Annotated in this window: 17 protein-coding genes and 1 tRNA gene; 6 read left to right on the top strand and 12 right to left on the bottom strand. The window is 59.0% G+C overall.

From position 1 onward, the window contains the following. Window positions 1–223: 223 nt before the first annotated feature. Together ACPF9B_RS05340 and ACPF9B_RS05335 are read right to left on the bottom strand one after the other, a co-directional pair. A protein-coding gene (locus tag ACPF9B_RS05340; RefSeq protein ID WP_424177528.1) for an IS5 family transposase occupies window positions 224–981 on the bottom strand; the annotation gives its coding sequence in 2 pieces (ribosomal slippage) (window positions 224–657 and window positions 657–981; 759 coding nt in all). 1,009 nt (window positions 982–1,990) lie between these two features. Continuing rightward, window positions 1,991–2,317: a hypothetical protein gene (locus tag ACPF9B_RS05335; RefSeq protein ID WP_424179749.1), complete on the bottom strand. Its 327-nt coding sequence runs from the start codon at window positions 2,315–2,317 to the stop codon at window positions 1,991–1,993. 287 nt (window positions 2,318–2,604) lie between these two features. On the opposite strand from ACPF9B_RS05335, the gene ACPF9B_RS05330 reads away from it, so the two are divergent. Both ACPF9B_RS05330 and ACPF9B_RS05325 read left to right on the top strand, forming a co-directional pair. Beyond that, on the top strand, window positions 2,605–2,793 hold the full coding sequence (locus ACPF9B_RS05330) for a hypothetical protein (RefSeq protein WP_424179747.1): 189 nt from the start codon (window positions 2,605–2,607) through the stop codon (window positions 2,791–2,793). A gap of 67 nt (window positions 2,794–2,860) precedes the next feature. Continuing rightward, on the top strand, window positions 2,861–3,103 hold the full coding sequence (locus tag ACPF9B_RS05325) for a hypothetical protein (RefSeq protein WP_424179745.1): 243 nt from the start codon (window positions 2,861–2,863) through the stop codon (window positions 3,101–3,103). A gap of 132 nt (window positions 3,104–3,235) precedes the next feature. Here the strand turns inward: ACPF9B_RS05325 and ACPF9B_RS05320 are convergent. The 9 genes from ACPF9B_RS05320 to ACPF9B_RS05280 form a co-directional block, all read right to left on the bottom strand. Beyond that, window positions 3,236–3,312, bottom strand: a tRNA-Arg gene (locus tag ACPF9B_RS05320). Window positions 3,313–3,361: 49 nt separating this feature from the next. Further along, the gene (locus tag ACPF9B_RS05315) at window positions 3,362–4,585 is read right to left on the bottom strand and encodes a cysteine desulfurase (protein ID WP_007204985.1); all 1,224 of its coding nucleotides are present in this window, start codon (window positions 4,583–4,585) and stop codon (window positions 3,362–3,364) included. Continuing rightward, the gene (locus ACPF9B_RS05310; RefSeq protein WP_424179743.1) at window positions 4,582–5,175 is read right to left on the bottom strand and encodes a YIP1 family protein; all 594 of its coding nucleotides are present in this window, start codon (window positions 5,173–5,175) and stop codon (window positions 4,582–4,584) included. Before ACPF9B_RS05310 ends, ACPF9B_RS05315 begins: the two co-directional genes overlap by 4 nt. Beyond that, a complete protein-coding gene (locus tag ACPF9B_RS05305; protein ID WP_007204987.1) occupies window positions 5,172–5,675 on the bottom strand; it encodes a hypothetical protein in 504 nt (167 codons plus the stop codon). The genes ACPF9B_RS05310 and ACPF9B_RS05305 overlap by 4 nt, the downstream gene beginning before the upstream one ends. Continuing rightward, window positions 5,675–6,961, bottom strand: a complete 1,287-nt coding sequence (locus tag ACPF9B_RS05300) for a SufB/SufD family protein (protein ID WP_424179741.1) — start codon at window positions 6,959–6,961, stop codon at window positions 5,675–5,677. Before ACPF9B_RS05300 ends, ACPF9B_RS05305 begins: the two co-directional genes overlap by 1 nt. Then, window positions 6,961–7,719, bottom strand: coding sequence for a Fe-S cluster assembly ATPase SufC (gene sufC, locus ACPF9B_RS05295; protein WP_007204989.1), 759 nt, complete (start codon window positions 7,717–7,719; stop codon window positions 6,961–6,963). The genes ACPF9B_RS05300 and sufC overlap by 1 nt, the downstream gene beginning before the upstream one ends. A 25-nt stretch (window positions 7,720–7,744) precedes the next feature. Further along, window positions 7,745–9,268: a Fe-S cluster assembly protein SufB gene (sufB, locus tag ACPF9B_RS05290; protein WP_007204990.1), complete on the bottom strand. Its 1,524-nt coding sequence runs from the start codon at window positions 9,266–9,268 to the stop codon at window positions 7,745–7,747. A gap of 10 nt (window positions 9,269–9,278) precedes the next feature. Beyond that, entirely contained in the window at window positions 9,279–10,310 is a 1,032-nt protein-coding gene (locus ACPF9B_RS05285) for a cysteine desulfurase family protein (protein ID WP_424179737.1), read from the bottom strand. A gap of 75 nt (window positions 10,311–10,385) precedes the next feature. After that, window positions 10,386–10,847 (bottom strand): Rrf2 family transcriptional regulator, encoded by a 462-nt coding sequence (locus tag ACPF9B_RS05280; protein WP_007204992.1) that lies wholly within the window; start codon window positions 10,845–10,847, stop codon window positions 10,386–10,388. Window positions 10,848–11,015: 168 nt separating this feature from the next. Here ACPF9B_RS05280 and ACPF9B_RS05275 point away from each other — a divergent pair, with 168 nt between their 5' ends. The 4 genes from ACPF9B_RS05275 (at window position 11,016) to ACPF9B_RS05260 (ending at window position 15,252) form a co-directional block, all read left to right on the top strand. Continuing rightward, window positions 11,016–11,669: an alpha/beta hydrolase gene (locus ACPF9B_RS05275; RefSeq protein ID WP_007204993.1), complete on the top strand. Its 654-nt coding sequence runs from the start codon at window positions 11,016–11,018 to the stop codon at window positions 11,667–11,669. Window positions 11,670–11,672: 3 nt separating this feature from the next. Beyond that, the gene (locus ACPF9B_RS05270) at window positions 11,673–12,302 is read left to right on the top strand and encodes an HD domain-containing protein (protein ID WP_424179734.1); all 630 of its coding nucleotides are present in this window, start codon (window positions 11,673–11,675) and stop codon (window positions 12,300–12,302) included. A gap of 133 nt (window positions 12,303–12,435) precedes the next feature. Continuing rightward, window positions 12,436–14,715 (top strand): DEAD/DEAH box helicase, encoded by a 2,280-nt coding sequence (locus tag ACPF9B_RS05265; protein WP_424180358.1) that lies wholly within the window; start codon window positions 12,436–12,438, stop codon window positions 14,713–14,715. 195 nt (window positions 14,716–14,910) lie between these two features. After that, complete coding sequence (locus ACPF9B_RS05260) at window positions 14,911–15,252, top strand: TfoX/Sxy family DNA transformation protein (protein ID WP_424179732.1); 342 nt, start codon at window positions 14,911–14,913, stop codon at window positions 15,250–15,252. 54 nt (window positions 15,253–15,306) lie between these two features. Here the strand turns inward: ACPF9B_RS05260 and ndk are convergent, their stop codons facing one another. Beyond that, the gene (gene ndk, locus ACPF9B_RS05255; RefSeq protein ID WP_007204997.1) at window positions 15,307–15,729 is read right to left on the bottom strand and encodes a nucleoside-diphosphate kinase; all 423 of its coding nucleotides are present in this window, start codon (window positions 15,727–15,729) and stop codon (window positions 15,307–15,309) included. Window positions 15,730–15,788: the final 59 nt, after the last annotated feature.

Genomic DNA, 15,788 nt, shown 5'->3' with positions numbered 1-15,788 from the left:
ACCTCGATCATCGACGCGTTGTTGACCGCGGCTTTTGGGAACGAACGGTCGGCGCCGCACCATTTGCGCTTGTGTCAGCAATTGAGATTACCGATCTGTCCCGCAAATCAATAAGGTACGCGAATCCTGACAACACCGCAGCATCACGCCAATTAATGGGTCTTGAACCCAAAATGATGGCGCTGCTTGCCAAACATCCCAACGAAGCTGTTAGGGTCAGGACTCATAACCAGAATATGACGGTTGCGGCGAGAGCGATTGCCGATAGGAAGACCTTGGGGCAACGATCATAGCGGGTTGAGACGCGTCTCCAGTCTTTGAGCCTGCCAAACATGCGCTCGATGCGGTTCCGGCGTTTGTAGCGACGCTTGTCGTATCTGACGACCTTGTTGCGTGACTTTCGACCTGGGATGCAGGGACGAGTCCCTCTGTCTGCTAAGGCTTCCCGGAACCAATCTGCATCATAACCCCGATCCGCCAATAGCCATTCAGCATCCGGTAGACTGCTGAGCAAAGCCATGGCACCGGTATAATCGCTGACCTGACCAGCCGTGATGAAGAAACGGATTGGGCGGCCGCTGGTGTCAGTGACAGCATGCAATTTTGTGTTCATGCCGCCCTTTGTCTCACCGATTAGGCGTCCACGCCCCCCTTTTTAAGCCGCAGGCTTGAGGCCGTGCGGTGTGCTTTGAGGTAAGTCGCGTCGATCGAGATGGTCTTATTGTCGGGTGCCTCCGCTGCCAAGCCTGTCATTATCCGAGCGAATACACCTGCATCGCTCCAACGTTTCCAGCGATTATAAAGCGTCTTGGGTGGCCCATACGCAACGGGCGCATCACACCAGCGTAACCCATTGCGATTGATGAAGATAATGCCGCTCAAAACATGCCTGTCATCGACGCGCGGCTTACCTCGGCTCTTTGGGAAATACGACCGTAGCCGCACCATCTGATCTTCTGTCAGCCAGTAAAGATTGCTCATCGTACCCCCAAATCATTGGTGGTCGTGAATCATGACGACAAACCAGCATCAAGGCATTTAATGGGTCCTGACCCTAGCAAGAAGGCCAATTACGGGCGAACCGGCTCGGAGTTACAGGTGACGTGGGCAGATGGCGTTTTCGTGGCCGAGATAGGGGCAACCGGGCTTGACGCAATGGCCCAGAACGCGCGGGCTGACAGGGTGTTTCTGCGCCTGCTGGACGACTTCGCAAAGCAAGGGCGATTCGTCAAATCGGCACCAGCGCAAGGATATGCGCCCAAAACCTTCGCTGCGAGTGGACAGGCTGAGGGTCTATCCAAGCAGGCGCTGCACACGGCGATGGAGCGGCTCTTCGCAAAGGGCGAAATCGTCGAAGTTCTGGGTGGGCATAAGTCACCCTCCAAGCAGACAATGCGCATTGTGAGGGCCAGGCATGTCGGGTGCTGAACCTATGCTGAACCCCCTGCTAGACCTTAGTGCTAAACCTATGCCGAACCTATGCGAAACCCCTGCTAGACGTGGGTGCTGCTGAACCCCCTTATACCCCTATGGGTTTCGTACCCCGGAGGGTGGGTGCAACCCATTCCAGAGGGCACACTGACGGCAAGATCAATAATGCATGGCGCGACTATTCTAACGGTTCCGCCCCTCGATCCTCTGCCGGTCTGCATCCTCAGCCGTAGGATCACCGGCATGGGTGAAGGGTTCAAAGCCACGATGCCCCTGCGGCCAAGATAAAAAAAGTTGCAAGAGGCTTCGCGACGGACTTCAATGAGCTGGTTCGCTGTGCTTGGATCAAGCGCATCGGGAGCCACCCCAACAACACTACCGCTCCACCAATCGGTAGACGTTGAATTCGGCGGGCATATGCTGGTCGGTCATGGAAATTCATCCGATGATCCCAGATTATGCAAGCCAACCCCGTTAGGAGATAAGCAAGTAAAAGTCCGAACATTTCCGGTTGCTCCGACGATTGCGGGGCACGTGCTTTCAGTTTTCCATTGACCGTTCACCCAAAAGTGAAAGTGAAGCTATTCCCGCCAATTTCGCCTGTGCCAGCACCACGCGTTCCTGTTGATACGAATTTGAAAGGTCCGCTTTGCCCATCATCGCAGGTGAATACACCTTCGCCGTTCCTTCCTGTGACATACACAAAGTTGCCGGAGCAGGATCGTCCTTTGTTCGAGTTGATCGTGAGCGTGCCGCCTCCGTCCATGTATCCGGTTGCTGATCCAGTGAATATCTCGCTGCCATCGGACATCCGACCATTGACCGGCAAAGTCATTGAACAAGCTGCAACACTAAAAAATAATGAAATTCCTACGAAAATTCGCATCTCAAGCCCTTCCAAGTCTTAATACACCCCAGGGGTGAATTGTTTCAGTGGAGATTGGAACGGTCAAGGCTTCTAGGCTTTGGATGGAACGAAATCAGCAGAGCGATCTCACTGCCGGTCAACCTGATATATCCTTACTCTACCTCCCGGATTTTGGGCGCCGCTGAAGTGTTGCGATCAGTGTTGCGGTGTTGTGAATTAAGTAATATTTTTCAACGCTTTAGCTGTTTGCCTATCTGTATGCCTGCGCTACTCTGGGCATAGCGAAGCCTTTGGAGATAAGCCCGATGCCCGGCAACCTTGTCGAACTCGAAACCGACGCACTGAACCTGCGCGCCACTCTGCAAGAACTCGCCACAGCGATCGAGGCGGTGCAGGGCAATAGCTCCGAGGCTCAGGTCAAGGTGCGTGAGGCGATCCTGCTTGCTGGGGAACTGGCGGACGGGCTGGCCGATGCTCAAGAGGCATGCGGGTGACCGCCTGCCCACTCTGCGGGGCCGGTGCTGGCACTGGAACCCTCGACACCCTCTTGCGGTCAATGGCATGACAGAACACCCCGAGGCCGTCCTGCGTGCCTTGTGGGCGGCTGGCGGGCGCACGACGACGACTGAGCAAATGTTCGACTGGCTCTATGCCGACGATCCTGATGGTGGTCCGCCTCGAGGCCGGATGTATGCGAACCTGCGCGCCGCGATCGAAACGGTGAATACTGTGCTGGCCGGGACGCTGCAAATTGTGCCGATCGGGAACCGACGCGGCAGATGGCGACTTCGGATCTCGATCTGAGGGTTCCCGGCAGATCATCGGATTCGGACCCGCAATTTTCTACGCGCTGCTGAACCCGTGCTGAACCACGAAATCCGACAAAAATCAACACTGGCTCAACGCCTCGCAACCCATTGTTTTATATGGAATTTTTGGTGCACCCGACTGGATTCGAACCAGTGACCTCTGCCTTCGGAGGGCAGCGCTCTATCCAGCTGAGCTACGGGTGCGGTCACATTTTCTATAGCGACCCCGCTACGGGGTCGCAATGCAAAAACATCAGCTGAACAGATCGTGGCACAGTTCCAACGCGTCGATCAGCACATCGACTTCTTCGACCGTATTATAAAGGCCGAATGACGCGCGGCAGGTCGCCGGCACGCCGATGTGATCCATCAGCGGCATCGCGCAATGCGATCCGGCACGCACCGCCACGCCCTTTTTATCCAGCACAGTGGAAATGTCATGCGCATGCGCGGCACCGTTCAGCGTGAAAGAAAAGATCGCGCCCTTGGTGTCCGACGTGCCTTGCACCTGCACCCAGTTCAGCCCGTCCAGCCGGTCGCGGGCATAATTGCGCAACTGCCGTTCATGTTCGGCGATCTTGTCCATGCCAAGGCCGGTCATGTAATCCAGCGCCACGCCCAGCCCAATCATCTGCACGATGCCGGGTGTGCCTGCCTCGAACATCATGGGCGGGTCATTCCATGTCACGCTGTCGCGCCCGACCTCGCGGATCATGTCGCCGCCCCCCATGAAAGGGCGCATTTCGGCCATCCGTTCGCGGCGCACATAAATCGCGCCGGACCCCGACGGGCCATAGAGTTTATGCCCGGTGATCGCATAGAAATCGCAGCCCAAAGCCTGCACATCCACCGGCATATGCACCGCGGCCTGTGATCCATCGACCAGCACCGGCACGCCCTTGGCATGCGCGCCTGCGGTGATCTTGGCAATATCAACCACGGTGCCCAGCACGTTGGACATATGGGTTACCGCGACCAGCTTGGTTTTTGGGCCGATGGCGTCGATCACCTTTTGCGGGTCCAGATCGCCGCGTGTGTCGACATCGACCCATTTGATCACAACGCCCTGGCGTTCACGCAGGAAATGCCACGGCACAATATTGGCGTGATGTTCCATGATCGACAGCACGATTTCGTCGCCCGCTTCCATCCGTGGCATGGCCCAGCCATAGGCGACCATATTGATCCCCTCGGTGGTGCCGGAATTCATGATGATCTCGTCCTCGGACGCCGCATTCAAAAACCGCGCGATGGTGCCGCGCACGGCCTCGTATTTCTCGGTCGCAAGGTTCGACAGGTAATGCAGGCCCCGATGGACGTTGGCATATTCATGGGCATAGGCCTGCGTCACCGCATCGATCACGACCTGCGGTTTCTGCGCCGATGCGCCATTGTCCAGATAAACCAATGGCTTGCCATTGACCTGCCGCGACAGGATCGGGAAATCGGCGCGGACTTTTGCGATATCTAGGGTCATATCTGACCTCCGGTTGGGGCGATGCCCAGAACTGTCAGAACGATGCCTGCGATCAGCGCAGTGCCGATCACGGCGAAAATCATCGTGGCAAGGGATTTGCCAAGGCTGTCAAAGCGATGCATCACATTGACGAAATTGACCATGCAGCGGGTCAGGACCGCCAGCGACACCAGCCCAAAGATCGACGCGATCTGGGGGCTGATCAGCACCAGCAGGACCTGCACGGCCTCAAGCGCGACACTGATCGACTGGAACATGACGATGACGGTCACGCTGTCTTCGACTGTGCCCTGCCCGCCCATCATGCGGCCGACGTGATAGATCGTATAGACCAGCAAAAACAGAAATATGGTGATAATCATGGCATAGCTGAACGGGGTCAGCATCATGCCACCCTGCGCCATCACAGGCATCGGGGATGCGGCCTGCAACAGCGCCAGCATCAGCACGTTCAGCACCGCGACCAGCGCAAGCGCCATCCACATGTTGCCAAGGCCAAGCCGCCAGTCCAGCACCAGCCTTGCGGCTGTGGCCGGATCAATGATCGCCCCCCACAGGGCGCGCGTGGCGGATTGCATCGTGATATTCATGGTCTGCTTTCTGCTTCACGCATTGATTGCACCCAGATGATGGCAAAAGCCGCCAGCCAGAAGGCGCCGACGATATTGGTCTCGATCCCCGGTCCGATGAACCCGCGTGTCATCCCATGCAGCAAGATCGCAGGCGAGGTCGCCAGCATCGTCCAGAACAGGGCGATCCGCGCGCCAAACATCGTGCCTTTGCCGCCCAGAACCCTTGCCACCAGATGTGTGGTACCCGCCAGAAAATACAAGAACAATGGCCAGACCATCAGCCATGCCACAAATTCATAGGCAATCAACCGGTCCAGTGCCGGCACCTCGGCCCCCGGGGCAAGATCGAACCCCGCCGCCAGACGCGACAGGCGCGGCCATTGCGCGATAAAGATCAGAAAACAGGCGATCATCAGATAGGCAATCGCCCGATCCTCCCGCCTGCCCTGATCCAATATGCTGCGCATCACCGCACGCGGCGCGCGCCATGTTCGCACGATGTCGGTGGTGACTGGCATCAGGCCCGCCGCGCCAGCCAGCCTTCCAGCCGGGTCTGCAATTCCTCGGCCAGCGCCTGATCCTCGATTTCGGCCAAAGCTTCGGCAAGGAAAGACAGCGTCAGCAGGTTGCGCGCAGCCTCCATCGGCACACCGCGAGAGCGCAGATAGAACAAAGCCGTCTCGTCAATCGCCCCGGTGGTGGACCCGTGCGAACAGGCCACATCATCGGCATAGATTTCCAGTTCCGGCTTGGCCAGAAACTGGCTGTCGTCATCCAGCAGCAAGGATTGGCTGATCTGATAGCCATCGGTTTTCTGCGCGCCCTGCTTGACCAAGATCTTGCCTTGGAACACGCCAACAGCCCCGTTACGCAGCACCTTTTTGAACACCTGACGGCTTTCGCCGCGCAGCGCATCATGGGTGACGAACACGGTGTCATCATGGTGGAAATCCCCGCCGTCACCGACGCAAGCCCCCGCCACATGGGCCACGGCATCATCGCCACGCATGTCGATCACGCATTCGTTGCGCGTCAACACCCCGTTAAAGGTCAGGGTAAAGGATTTGAACACGGATTCGGCAGCCAATTGCGCGAAACAATGGGTCACGGCACGGCGTTCGTGGTCACTGCCTTGCGCGCGGATATGATGGAACTGGCCAGCATCAGCGATATCCACCTCCAGACAGGTGGACAGGCGCGCGGCACCGGGGCCGGTTTCCAGCAGGGTCAGGCTGGCACCCGCCTCGATCCGGACAAGGTTGTGCAATGTGACATCCGATGTCTCGGATTGGTGCAGATAAACCAGATGCACGGGTTTTTGCACCTTTGCCGTCGCGCGGATCACGATCCCGTCGCTGGCAATCGCGGTGTTCAGCGCCGCCAGCGGGCGTTCCACCGGATGCTGCCCGCGGCTTTCCAGCGTGCCGTACAGATCCTTGGCCCAGTGAATATCGCGCTGCGCGACATCGGCCAGACGGTGGATTTCGATCCCCGCGCCCGCCAGATCATCCGATTGCGCAGCATCAAACACACCGTCCACAAACACCAGCGCGATCCGGTCCACGCCTGCGAACAAAGGCGCTTCGCCATTGTCAAACAAGGCCGCAGGCGGCGCATCCGCCACAATCAGCGATGCAGGATCGGTATAGCGCCAATATTCATCGCGCCGCGTGGGCAGGCCCATCGCCGACAAACGCGCCAGCGCATCGCTGCGCGCCGCCGTGGCCCAAGCCGCCCCCTCGGGCAAGGTGATCCCCGCCAGCCGCGCCAGCGTTGCATCCTGTTTCAGTTTCGCCAAAGCCATCAGGCAGCCCCTGCCAGAATATCGGCATAACCGTTGTTTTCCACCTCGAGCGCGAGTTCCGGCCCGCCCGATTTGATGATTTTGCCATCCGCCAGAATATGCACGAAATCGGGTTTGATATGGTCCAGCAGGCGCTGGTAATGCGTGATCACCAGAAACGACCGGTTTTCAGACCGCAGCGCATTCACACCGTCAGCGACCAGTTTCATCGCATCGACATCCAGACCGGAATCGGTCTCGTCCAGAATGCACATTTTCGGTTCCAGCATCGCCATCTGCAGGATTTCATTGCGCTTTTTCTCGCCGCCCGAAAAGCCCACATTGACGGGGCGTTTGAGCATATCAGCGTCGATCTGCAGATCTTTCGCCTTGGCGCGGACTTCTTTCAGGAAATCTCCCGCACTCAATTCTTCCTCGCCACGCGCTTTGCGCTGCGCATTCACAGCGGTGCGCAAAAAGGTCATATTGCCGACACCGGGGATTTCAACAGGATATTGAAACGCCAAAAACAGGCCGGCTGCGGCGCGTTCTTCGGGCTCCATCTCCAGCAAATCCACACCTTCGAGCATGGCCGAACCCGCCGTGACGGAATAGCCATCCTTGCCAGACAGCACATAAGACAGGGTCGATTTGCCCGACCCGTTCGGGCCCATGATGGCATGCACCTCGCCCGGTTTGATCGACAGCGTCAGACCCTTAAGGATCGTGACATCAGCGTCAGTTTCAAGTTCGGCGTGCAAGTTATTGATTTCAAGCATATTATATTCCTTTATTCACGCGGCGTCAGCCGACCGATCCTTCAAGCGAGATCGCAACCAGCGCCTGTGCTTCCATCGCAAATTCCATCGGCAGGGCCTGCAACACTTCTTTGCAGAACCCGTTGACGACCAAGGCGACGGCTTCTTCCTCGTCCATGCCACGGCTGCGGCAATAAAACAGTTGGTCATCATCCACCTTGGATGTCGTCGCCTCGTGCTCGACCCGCGATGAATTATTCTTGACCTCGATATAAGGCACGGTATGCGCGCCGCATTGATCACCGATCAACAGGCTGTCGCATTGGGTATAATTGCGGCTATTCTTGGCCTTGGGGTGCATCGACACCAGCCCGCGATAGGTGTTCTGCGCCTTGCCAGCGCTGATGCCCTTAGACACGATCCGCGATTTGGTATTCTTGCCCAGATGGACCATCTTGGTGCCGGTATCGGCCTGCTGCATGTTGTTGGCGATGGCGATCGAATAGAATTCACCCTGACTGTCGTCGCCGCGCAAAATGCAGCTGGGGTATTTCCATGTGACGGCTGATCCGGTTTCCACTTGGGTCCACATCACCTTGGCCCGGTCACCACGGCAATCGGCGCGTTTGGTGACAAAGTTATAAATCCCGCCCTTGCCGTTTTCATCGCCCGGATACCAGTTCTGTACGGTGGAATATTTCACCTCTGCATCTTCTTCGATGATGATCTCGACCACGGCGGCATGCAATTGCGCGACATCGCGCTTCGGCGCGGTGCAGCCCTCAAGATAAGAGACATAAGACCCCTTATCCGCAATGATCAGCGTGCGTTCAAACTGGCCGGTATTTTCGGCATTGATGCGGAAATAGGTGGACAATTCCATCGGGCAGCGCACGCCGGGCGGAATGTAAACGAACGATCCATCCGAAAACACGGCCGAATTCAGCGTGGCATAATAATTATCCGACTGCGGCACGACCGACCCAAGGTATTTCTTGACCAGTTCGGGATGATCGCGGATCGCCTCGGAAATCGAGCAAAAGATCACGCCGGCCTTTTTCAATTCCGCCTGAAAGGTGGTGCCGACGGAAACGCTGTCAAACACCGCATCCACGGCAACCTTGCGGCCTTCGGCAGGCATGTCTTCGGCGCCTTCAACACCGGCGAGAATAGCCTGTTCCTTCAACGGGATACCCAGCTTGGCATAGGTTGCCAAAAGCTTAGGATCGACATCATCCAAGGATTTCGGCTTGACCGCCATGCTTTTGGGACGGGCATAATAATAAATGTCCTGAAAATCGATCGGCGGATAGCTGACCATCGCCCAGGTCGGCTCATTCATCTTTTCCCAGCGCGTGAACGCTTGCAGACGCCATTCGGTCATCCATTCGGGTTCTTCGTTCTTAGACGAAATCAGCCGCACGATATCAGGGTTTACGCCTTTGGGGGCGTAATCCATCTCGATCTCGGTTTCCCAGCCGTATTTATAATTGCCCGACAGGGCCGTGACCGCATCGACCGTGTCCTGATCGACGCCTTCTTTTACTTCGATCTTGTCCAAAGCTGTCATCTTCTTCCCCTCATGCCGCGCGCAGACGCGCCCGTTTTTCTGTCCAGGCCTGCACAAAGCGCAAAACCTGATCTTCTGTTGTCTCAAGCCCCAATGACACCCGCAGCGCACCAGCTGCAGCATCGTCATCCAGACCCAGCGCGCGCAAAACGCGGCTTTGTTTTACCTTGCCCGACGAACAGGCCGATCCCGCCGAAACAGCGTATCCCGCCAAGTCCATCGCCATGACCTGCGTTTCACCCTTCCAGCCCGATGTCACAAAACAGCTGGTGTTGGGAAGACGTGGCAGGTCTTTCCCGACAAAAATAGTGTTCTTTTCCGCAGCCTCAATGCCCATTTCTAGAATATTTCTAAACTGGGCGATTTGTTCCCAGCGGCCTGCTGCCAGATCGGCCTGTGCCGCCGCCACCGCAGCGCCCAGACCCGCGATGCCGATCACGTTCTCGGTGCCTGACCGGCGGCCCATCTCTTGGCCACCGCCCCTAAGCTGCGCATTCAGGTCATGGCCGCGCGGCAGGATCAAGGCACCAACCCCCTTGGGGCCACCGAATTTATGCGCCGACAAAAACACCATCTGCACGCCCGCCCAATCATAGGAAAACGGCACGCGACCAAAACCTTGGGTAATATCGGACACCGCCAGCCCTGCGGGCAGGTCCTGCACGATCCCCGTTTCGGAATTGGCCAGCTGCACCGTGCTGCGCGCCGCATCCACGACCTGCACCCGGCCCGCCAGCACCGGCAGCACCGGATCGACCCAGGCATGGACCGCATCATGCTCGACCAAGCTGGCCTGCAACCCGCGTCCGGCCAGCGCCAATGCCGCGGCCTCGGTCGCACCCGAGGTAAAGACAATATCGGCCGTCCCTGCCCCGACAGCCTCGGCAATCTGCGCGCGCGCACGCTCCACAATAGCTTTGGCAGCACGGCCTTCGGCATGCACGCTTGACGGATTGCCCACCGCATCCATCGCCGCAATCATCGCGGCGCGCGCCTCGGCCCGCACAGGCGTTGTGGCATTATGATCCAGATAGACCCTCATCGCGTCACGCGCGCCCAACTATCCCGGCAAGGCCCCGGATCACATCCGGGGCGCGGGCTGCCCCCCTGACAGCGCTCAATCCTCATCGACGATCTCGAACAAGGCCGGCACGGCCGGACAAGGGGCCAGCGAATTGCTGACCACATCCGACAGGCGCGCCTGATGCAGGAACACATAAACATGCGCGCTTAACCCTTCCCACAACCGGTTGGTCAGTGATTGCGCGCGACTGCCTGAGGCCCCGCCCGACGCCCCCGCCCCCTTGTGCATCGCCGATACGGTTTCATCCACAGCGCCCAAAATCTCGGCCACGCGAATCTCGGACGCGGGGCGCGACAGACGATACCCACCGCCCGGCCCGCGCACGGAATCAACCAGCCCGGAGCGGCGCAGCTTGACGAACAATTGTTCCAGATAGGGCAAGGATATATCCTGCCGCTTCGATATCTCGGTCAAATTAACCAACGCATCGGCGGGCTGCAGGGCCAAATCAGCCAACGCAACCATCGCATAACGGCCTTTGGTGCTCAACTTCATGCGCGCGCGCCCCGTTCCATGCCAGCAAATACATTGACGGCGCACGGCTGCGTCATTACTTCACCGTGAACCAGACTTGGGTTAACCCATAGTTTAGAATCCTTCTAAGGTGCCTGATAGTTTTCGTCAAGATTGCTGTCGCCACCCAACCAGCGACGGAACACCGCCATGCCCGAAGTCATTTTCCCCGGACCCGAAGGGCGCCTTGAAGGGCGCTATCATCCGCAAAAGGACCGTGACGCCCCGATCGCCATCGTCCTGCATCCGCATCCGCAATTTGGCGGCACGATGAACAACCGCGTGGTTTATAACCTGCATTACGCTTTCTATAACCTCGGCTTCACCGTGCTGCGGTTCAATTTCCGCGGTGTCGGGCGCAGCCAGGGCGAATATGACCAAGGCGTGGGCGAATTGTCCGATGCGGCCTCGGCGCTGGATTATCTGCAAGCGATGAACAACAATGCCAAACATTGCTGGGTCGCAGGGTTTTCCTTTGGTGCCTGGATCGGGATGCAGCTTTTAATGCGGCGGCCCGAAATCACCGGCTTCATCTCGGTCAGCCCGCCTGCCAACATGTATGATTTCAGCTTTCTGGCACCCTGCCCGGCCTCTGGCCTCGTCATCAACGGCAGCAGCGACCGGGTCGCGCCGCCGCAAGACACCGTCAATCTGGTCAACAAACTGCATGAACAAAAGGGCATCACCGTCACCCATGACGAAGTCGCCGGTGCCGGCCATTTCTTTGAAGACCCGCATATGGACCCGATGATCGACACGGTGAAAACCTATGTCCGGCGGCGTCTGACCGAAAACACGCGTTAGGCAATGGCCAACACGCCTCTGGACAAGCGTAGCGCTGCAACAGCCGACCGGATCGCAGCGCAACTAGCCTTTCTGACCGAGGCGTGCAAACTGAAATCCGTGCTGCGCGCCACAACGCTGTGCGATGGCTCACGGCGCGAAAACAGCGGCGAACACAGCTGGCATATCGCGCTTTACGCGCTGGTGCTGGGCGATCAGGCGCAGGCGGATGTGAACATCGACCGCGTGATCCGGATGCTGTTGATCCACGATCTGGTGGAAATCGACGCAGGCGACATGCCGGTCCACGGCACGCATGACGCGGCGGCACAGGCGCAGATCGAACAGATCGCCGCTCGCCGCATCTTCGGTTTGCTGCCGCCCGATCAGGCACAGGATTTCCGCGCGCTCTGGGACGAATTCGAAGCGGCAGAAACCCCCGATGCGATCTTTGCCAAATCCATCGACCGCGTGCAGCCGGTGATCGCGAACCTTGAAACCGGCGGCGGCACATGGCCTGCCTACGGCGTCACCGCCGCCCAGCTTGAAACCCGCGTCGGGGCAAAGGTCGCGCGCGGCGCGCCGGCCCTATGGTCCGCGCTCAAACACCGGATCGATGCCTGGTTCGCCGCGCGGGCCTCATCGTTGGAGTAAAAATATCCCGGGGTCCGGGGCTGGCCCCGGTCCATGTGGGCAACAAATCGCCAAGGCCCCTATACAAACAGCACAAGCAGGCGTAGGGCGCGTGGTTTACACTGCCCCAGAAAGCACCCGATTGATGACGACGATGATCCCGACCCTTGCTGCCGCCCTGTCCGCCCAAGGCTATACCGACCTCACACCCGTGCAGGTGGCGGTAACAGATGCAGCAGTTGCCGATCAGGATCTGCTGGTCTCGGCACAGACCGGATCGGGCAAGACGGTGGGCTTTGGCCTGGCCATCGGCCCGACCATCCTGCCCGAAGACGGGCTATTCGGCCCCGCAGGCCGCCCGCTGGCCTTGGTCATCGCGCCAACGCGTGAATTGGCCTTGCAGGTCAAACGCGAATTGCAATGGCTTTATGCCGGCACCGGCGCTGTGCTGGCCTCTTGCGTCGGCGGCATGGATTTCCGCGATGAGAAACGCAGCCTGGAACGCGGCGCGCAGATTGTCGTCGCCACGCCGGGGCGGTTGCGCGACCATATCATGCGCAACACGATCGATCTGTCCGACATCAAGGCCGTCATCCTCGATGAAGCCGACGAGATGCTGGATCTGGGCTTCCGCGAAGATCTCGAATTTATCCTCGACCAAGCCCCGCCCAGCCGCCGTACCTTGATGTTCTCGGCCACCGTACCTGCGGCTATCGCGAAACTCGCGCAATCTTATCAAAAGAACGCCGTACGCGTGGCCTCGACCTCCAAGGAAAGCCAGCACAGCGACATCGAATACCGCGCCCTGACCGTGGCCAACCACGATATCGACGCGGCCATCATCAACGTGCTGCGGTTCTACGACGCCCCCAATGCCATCGTCTTTGCCAATACCCGTGCCATGGTGACCCGCCTGACCACGCGGCTGGCCAATCGCGGTTTCGCCACAGTGGCGCTGTCGGGCGAGCTGAGCCAGACCGAGCGCACCCATGCCCTGCAAGCGATGCGTGACGGGCGTGCGCGGGTTTGTGTGGCCACCGACGTGGCCGCGCGCGGTATCGATCTGCCAAACCTTGAACTGGTGATCCACGCCGAATTGCCGACCAATGCCGAAATCCTGCTGCACCGGTCCGGGCGCACAGGCCGCGCCGGTCGCAAGGGCATTTCCGCGATGATCGTGCCTGCGAAAATGAAACGGCGCGCGCAGAACCTGCTGACATGGGGCAAGCTGCAGGCGACGTGGGCGCTGCCACCCACCGCCGATGAAGTCACCGCAAAAGACGAAGACCGCCTGTTGACCGATCCGGTCTGGTCGGAAACCTTTACCGACAGCGAACAGGAATTCGCCGCGCGCCTGCTGGCGCAACATGCGCCCGAAAAAATCGCCGCCGCCTATCTGCGCCTTTACGCAGGCAAACAATCCGCGCCAGAGGAACTGAGCGACTACAAGGACGGCCCCGCTGCCCCCGACCGCAAAGGCGATGCCGACCGCCCCCCGCGCGACCACAAATCCTTTGGGCCCTCGCGCTGGTTCCGCGTCGATGTGGGCCGCGACGGCAAGGCCGAGGCACGCTGGCTCTTGCCGATGATCTGCAAGGCCGGTGGCATCACGAAAACCGAAATCGGCGCGATCCGTATCCAGCCGGACGAAACCTTTGTCGAAATCTCCGAACCGGCCGTGGCGGGTTTCCTTGCCGCCATCGGCCCCGATATGGTGCTGGAAAATCAGGCAAAATTGTCTGCCATCGACGGCGCGCCACAGATCGGTGACCGCGGCCCGCGCACAACCAAGCGCGATTATGATACACCCAAACCACGTCGCCACGCGCCGCAGGGTCAGGATGCGCCGCCACCATCCGCACAGGCCGATATCGCCCCGATCCAGCCGATCCCCGGTGCCGCAGACGACGATCAGGCCCGCAAACCGCGCCACAAGCCGGGTCAAAAACCCGAACGCCGCGACCACGGCGATGCGCTGGTGGCCTATGGCGCCAAGCCCGCCTATAAAGGCAAATCCGACAAGCCGCCCTATAAGGGCAAATCCGACGACAAACCCGCTTGGAAAGGCAAATCCGACAGCAAGCCCCCCTATAAGGCCAAGTCAGATGACAAGCCTGCCTATAAAGGCAAATCGGACGGTAAACCCGCCTACAAGGGCAAATCGGATGATAAACCTGCGTGGAAAGGCAAATCCGACAGCAAGCCTGACGGCAAACCCGCCTGGAAAGGCAAGCCTGATGACAAAAAACCCGGCGGTTTCGCCCACGCGGGCAAGCCGTCTTTTGGCAAGCCATCCTTTGCCAAGCCTGATGGCAAGCCACGCCCTTCGGCCACCGACACGACCAAGCGGTTCACCCCGCCCGGTGGTGCTGCCAAACCGCGCAAACCGGCAGGCAAAGCCGGCATGACTGGCCCCAAGCGCGGCAAGCCTTAATGTTTAAGGGTGCGACGAGAACGGCGCGCTTGGTCGGGCGGGATGGTGAAAATCACCCTTCCGCCTGAAAAAGCGCAAACAAGCAGCAGCGACGGACCACCCAGATCGCCCATCGTCGCACAAACCCGGTGTCATGGATTTTTGCCAGCATCTGACACCGCTGGCGTTCTTTCGCGCGCGCGTTAAACTCGTGCCATGCCAGCGCTAGAGACAATCCGCAATATTGGTCCCGCTGTTGCGGCGTCACTGCGCGCGGCGGGCATCATGGATTCACAAACCCTGCACGCAATCGGCGCGGATGCGGCTTATGCGCGCCTGCTTGCAAATGGTGCGCGGCCGCATTTCATTGCCTATTACGTTCTGCATATGGCACTGCAAGGCAGACCATGGAACGATTGCAAAGGTGCCGAAAAAGACGCGTTGCGCGCACAATTCGACAACTTGAAAGCGCGCTATTGCGACACCGGCCAAAGCGAGCTGGAAAAGATGCTGAACCAGATCGGCGTGGTGCCGGCACAAAAAAAGCCGCCCGCGTGATGCGGACGGCCCGTAGGTCGGGGTTCACCCCGACCTGACCCGGCGAACGCCGACTTATCCGACGAGTTCGAGACCCGAAAAGAAGAAAGCGATTTCTTCGGCAGCCGTTTCCGGCGCATCCGACCCATGGACCGAGTTTTCACCGATCGACAGCGCGAATTCCTTGCGGATCGTGCCGGGGGCTGCATCGGCAGGGTTGGTGGCACCCATCACTTCGCGGTTCTTGGCAATGGCGTCTTCACCTTCCAGAACCTGCACAACGATAGGTTCGGAAATCATGAATTCACACAGCTCGCCAAAGAATGGCCGGTCTTTGTGAACGCCGTAAAATTGCTGCGCCTGTGCCAGTGTCAGGTGAATCCGCTTGGACGCGACAATGCGCAGGCCTGCTTCTTCGAATTTGGCAACAATCGCGCCGGTCAGGTTACGCTTGGTCGCATCGGGTTTGATAATCGAGAATGTGCGCTGGATCGCCATTTTTCAGTGTCTTTCATGGTTTGGGTTGAACTGCCTGCCCACTAGCATGCGCGCCATGG

The sequence above is a fragment of the Yoonia sp. TsM2_T14_4 genome (assembly GCF_049602355.1).
In the GTDB taxonomy this organism is placed as follows: domain Bacteria; phylum Pseudomonadota; class Alphaproteobacteria; order Rhodobacterales; family Rhodobacteraceae; genus Yoonia; species Yoonia vestfoldensis_A.
Note: the sequence above shows the minus strand (reverse complement) of the source record. Positions and strands in the feature narration are given on the sequence as shown.

Coding starts and splice junctions, on each gene's coding strand:
- ACPF9B_RS05335 (WP_424179749.1), bottom strand. CDS start 2,317: ATGCGAATTTTCGTAGGAATTTCATTATTTTTTAGTGTTGCAGCTTGT.
- ACPF9B_RS05330 (WP_424179747.1), top strand. CDS start 2,605: ATGCCCGGCAACCTTGTCGAACTCGAAACCGACGCACTGAACCTGCGC.
- ACPF9B_RS05325 (WP_424179745.1), top strand. CDS start 2,861: ATGACAGAACACCCCGAGGCCGTCCTGCGTGCCTTGTGGGCGGCTGGC.
- ACPF9B_RS05315 (WP_007204985.1), bottom strand. CDS start 4,585: ATGACCCTAGATATCGCAAAAGTCCGCGCCGATTTCCCGATCCTGTCG.
- ACPF9B_RS05310 (WP_424179743.1), bottom strand. CDS start 5,175: ATGAATATCACGATGCAATCCGCCACGCGCGCCCTGTGGGGGGCGATC.
- ACPF9B_RS05305 (WP_007204987.1), bottom strand. CDS start 5,675: ATGCCAGTCACCACCGACATCGTGCGAACATGGCGCGCGCCGCGTGCG.
- ACPF9B_RS05300 (WP_424179741.1), bottom strand. CDS start 6,961: ATGGCTTTGGCGAAACTGAAACAGGATGCAACGCTGGCGCGGCTGGCG.
- sufC (WP_007204989.1), bottom strand. CDS start 7,719: ATGCTTGAAATCAATAACTTGCACGCCGAACTTGAAACTGACGCTGAT.
- sufB (WP_007204990.1), bottom strand. CDS start 9,268: ATGACAGCTTTGGACAAGATCGAAGTAAAAGAAGGCGTCGATCAGGAC.
- ACPF9B_RS05285 (WP_424179737.1), bottom strand. CDS start 10,310: ATGAGGGTCTATCTGGATCATAATGCCACAACGCCTGTGCGGGCCGAG.
- ACPF9B_RS05280 (WP_007204992.1), bottom strand. CDS start 10,847: ATGAAGTTGAGCACCAAAGGCCGTTATGCGATGGTTGCGTTGGCTGAT.
- ACPF9B_RS05275 (WP_007204993.1), top strand. CDS start 11,016: ATGCCCGAAGTCATTTTCCCCGGACCCGAAGGGCGCCTTGAAGGGCGC.
- ACPF9B_RS05270 (WP_424179734.1), top strand. CDS start 11,673: ATGGCCAACACGCCTCTGGACAAGCGTAGCGCTGCAACAGCCGACCGG.
- ACPF9B_RS05265 (WP_424180358.1), top strand. CDS start 12,436: ATGATCCCGACCCTTGCTGCCGCCCTGTCCGCCCAAGGCTATACCGAC.
- ACPF9B_RS05260 (WP_424179732.1), top strand. CDS start 14,911: ATGCCAGCGCTAGAGACAATCCGCAATATTGGTCCCGCTGTTGCGGCG.
- ndk (WP_007204997.1), bottom strand. CDS start 15,729: ATGGCGATCCAGCGCACATTCTCGATTATCAAACCCGATGCGACCAAG.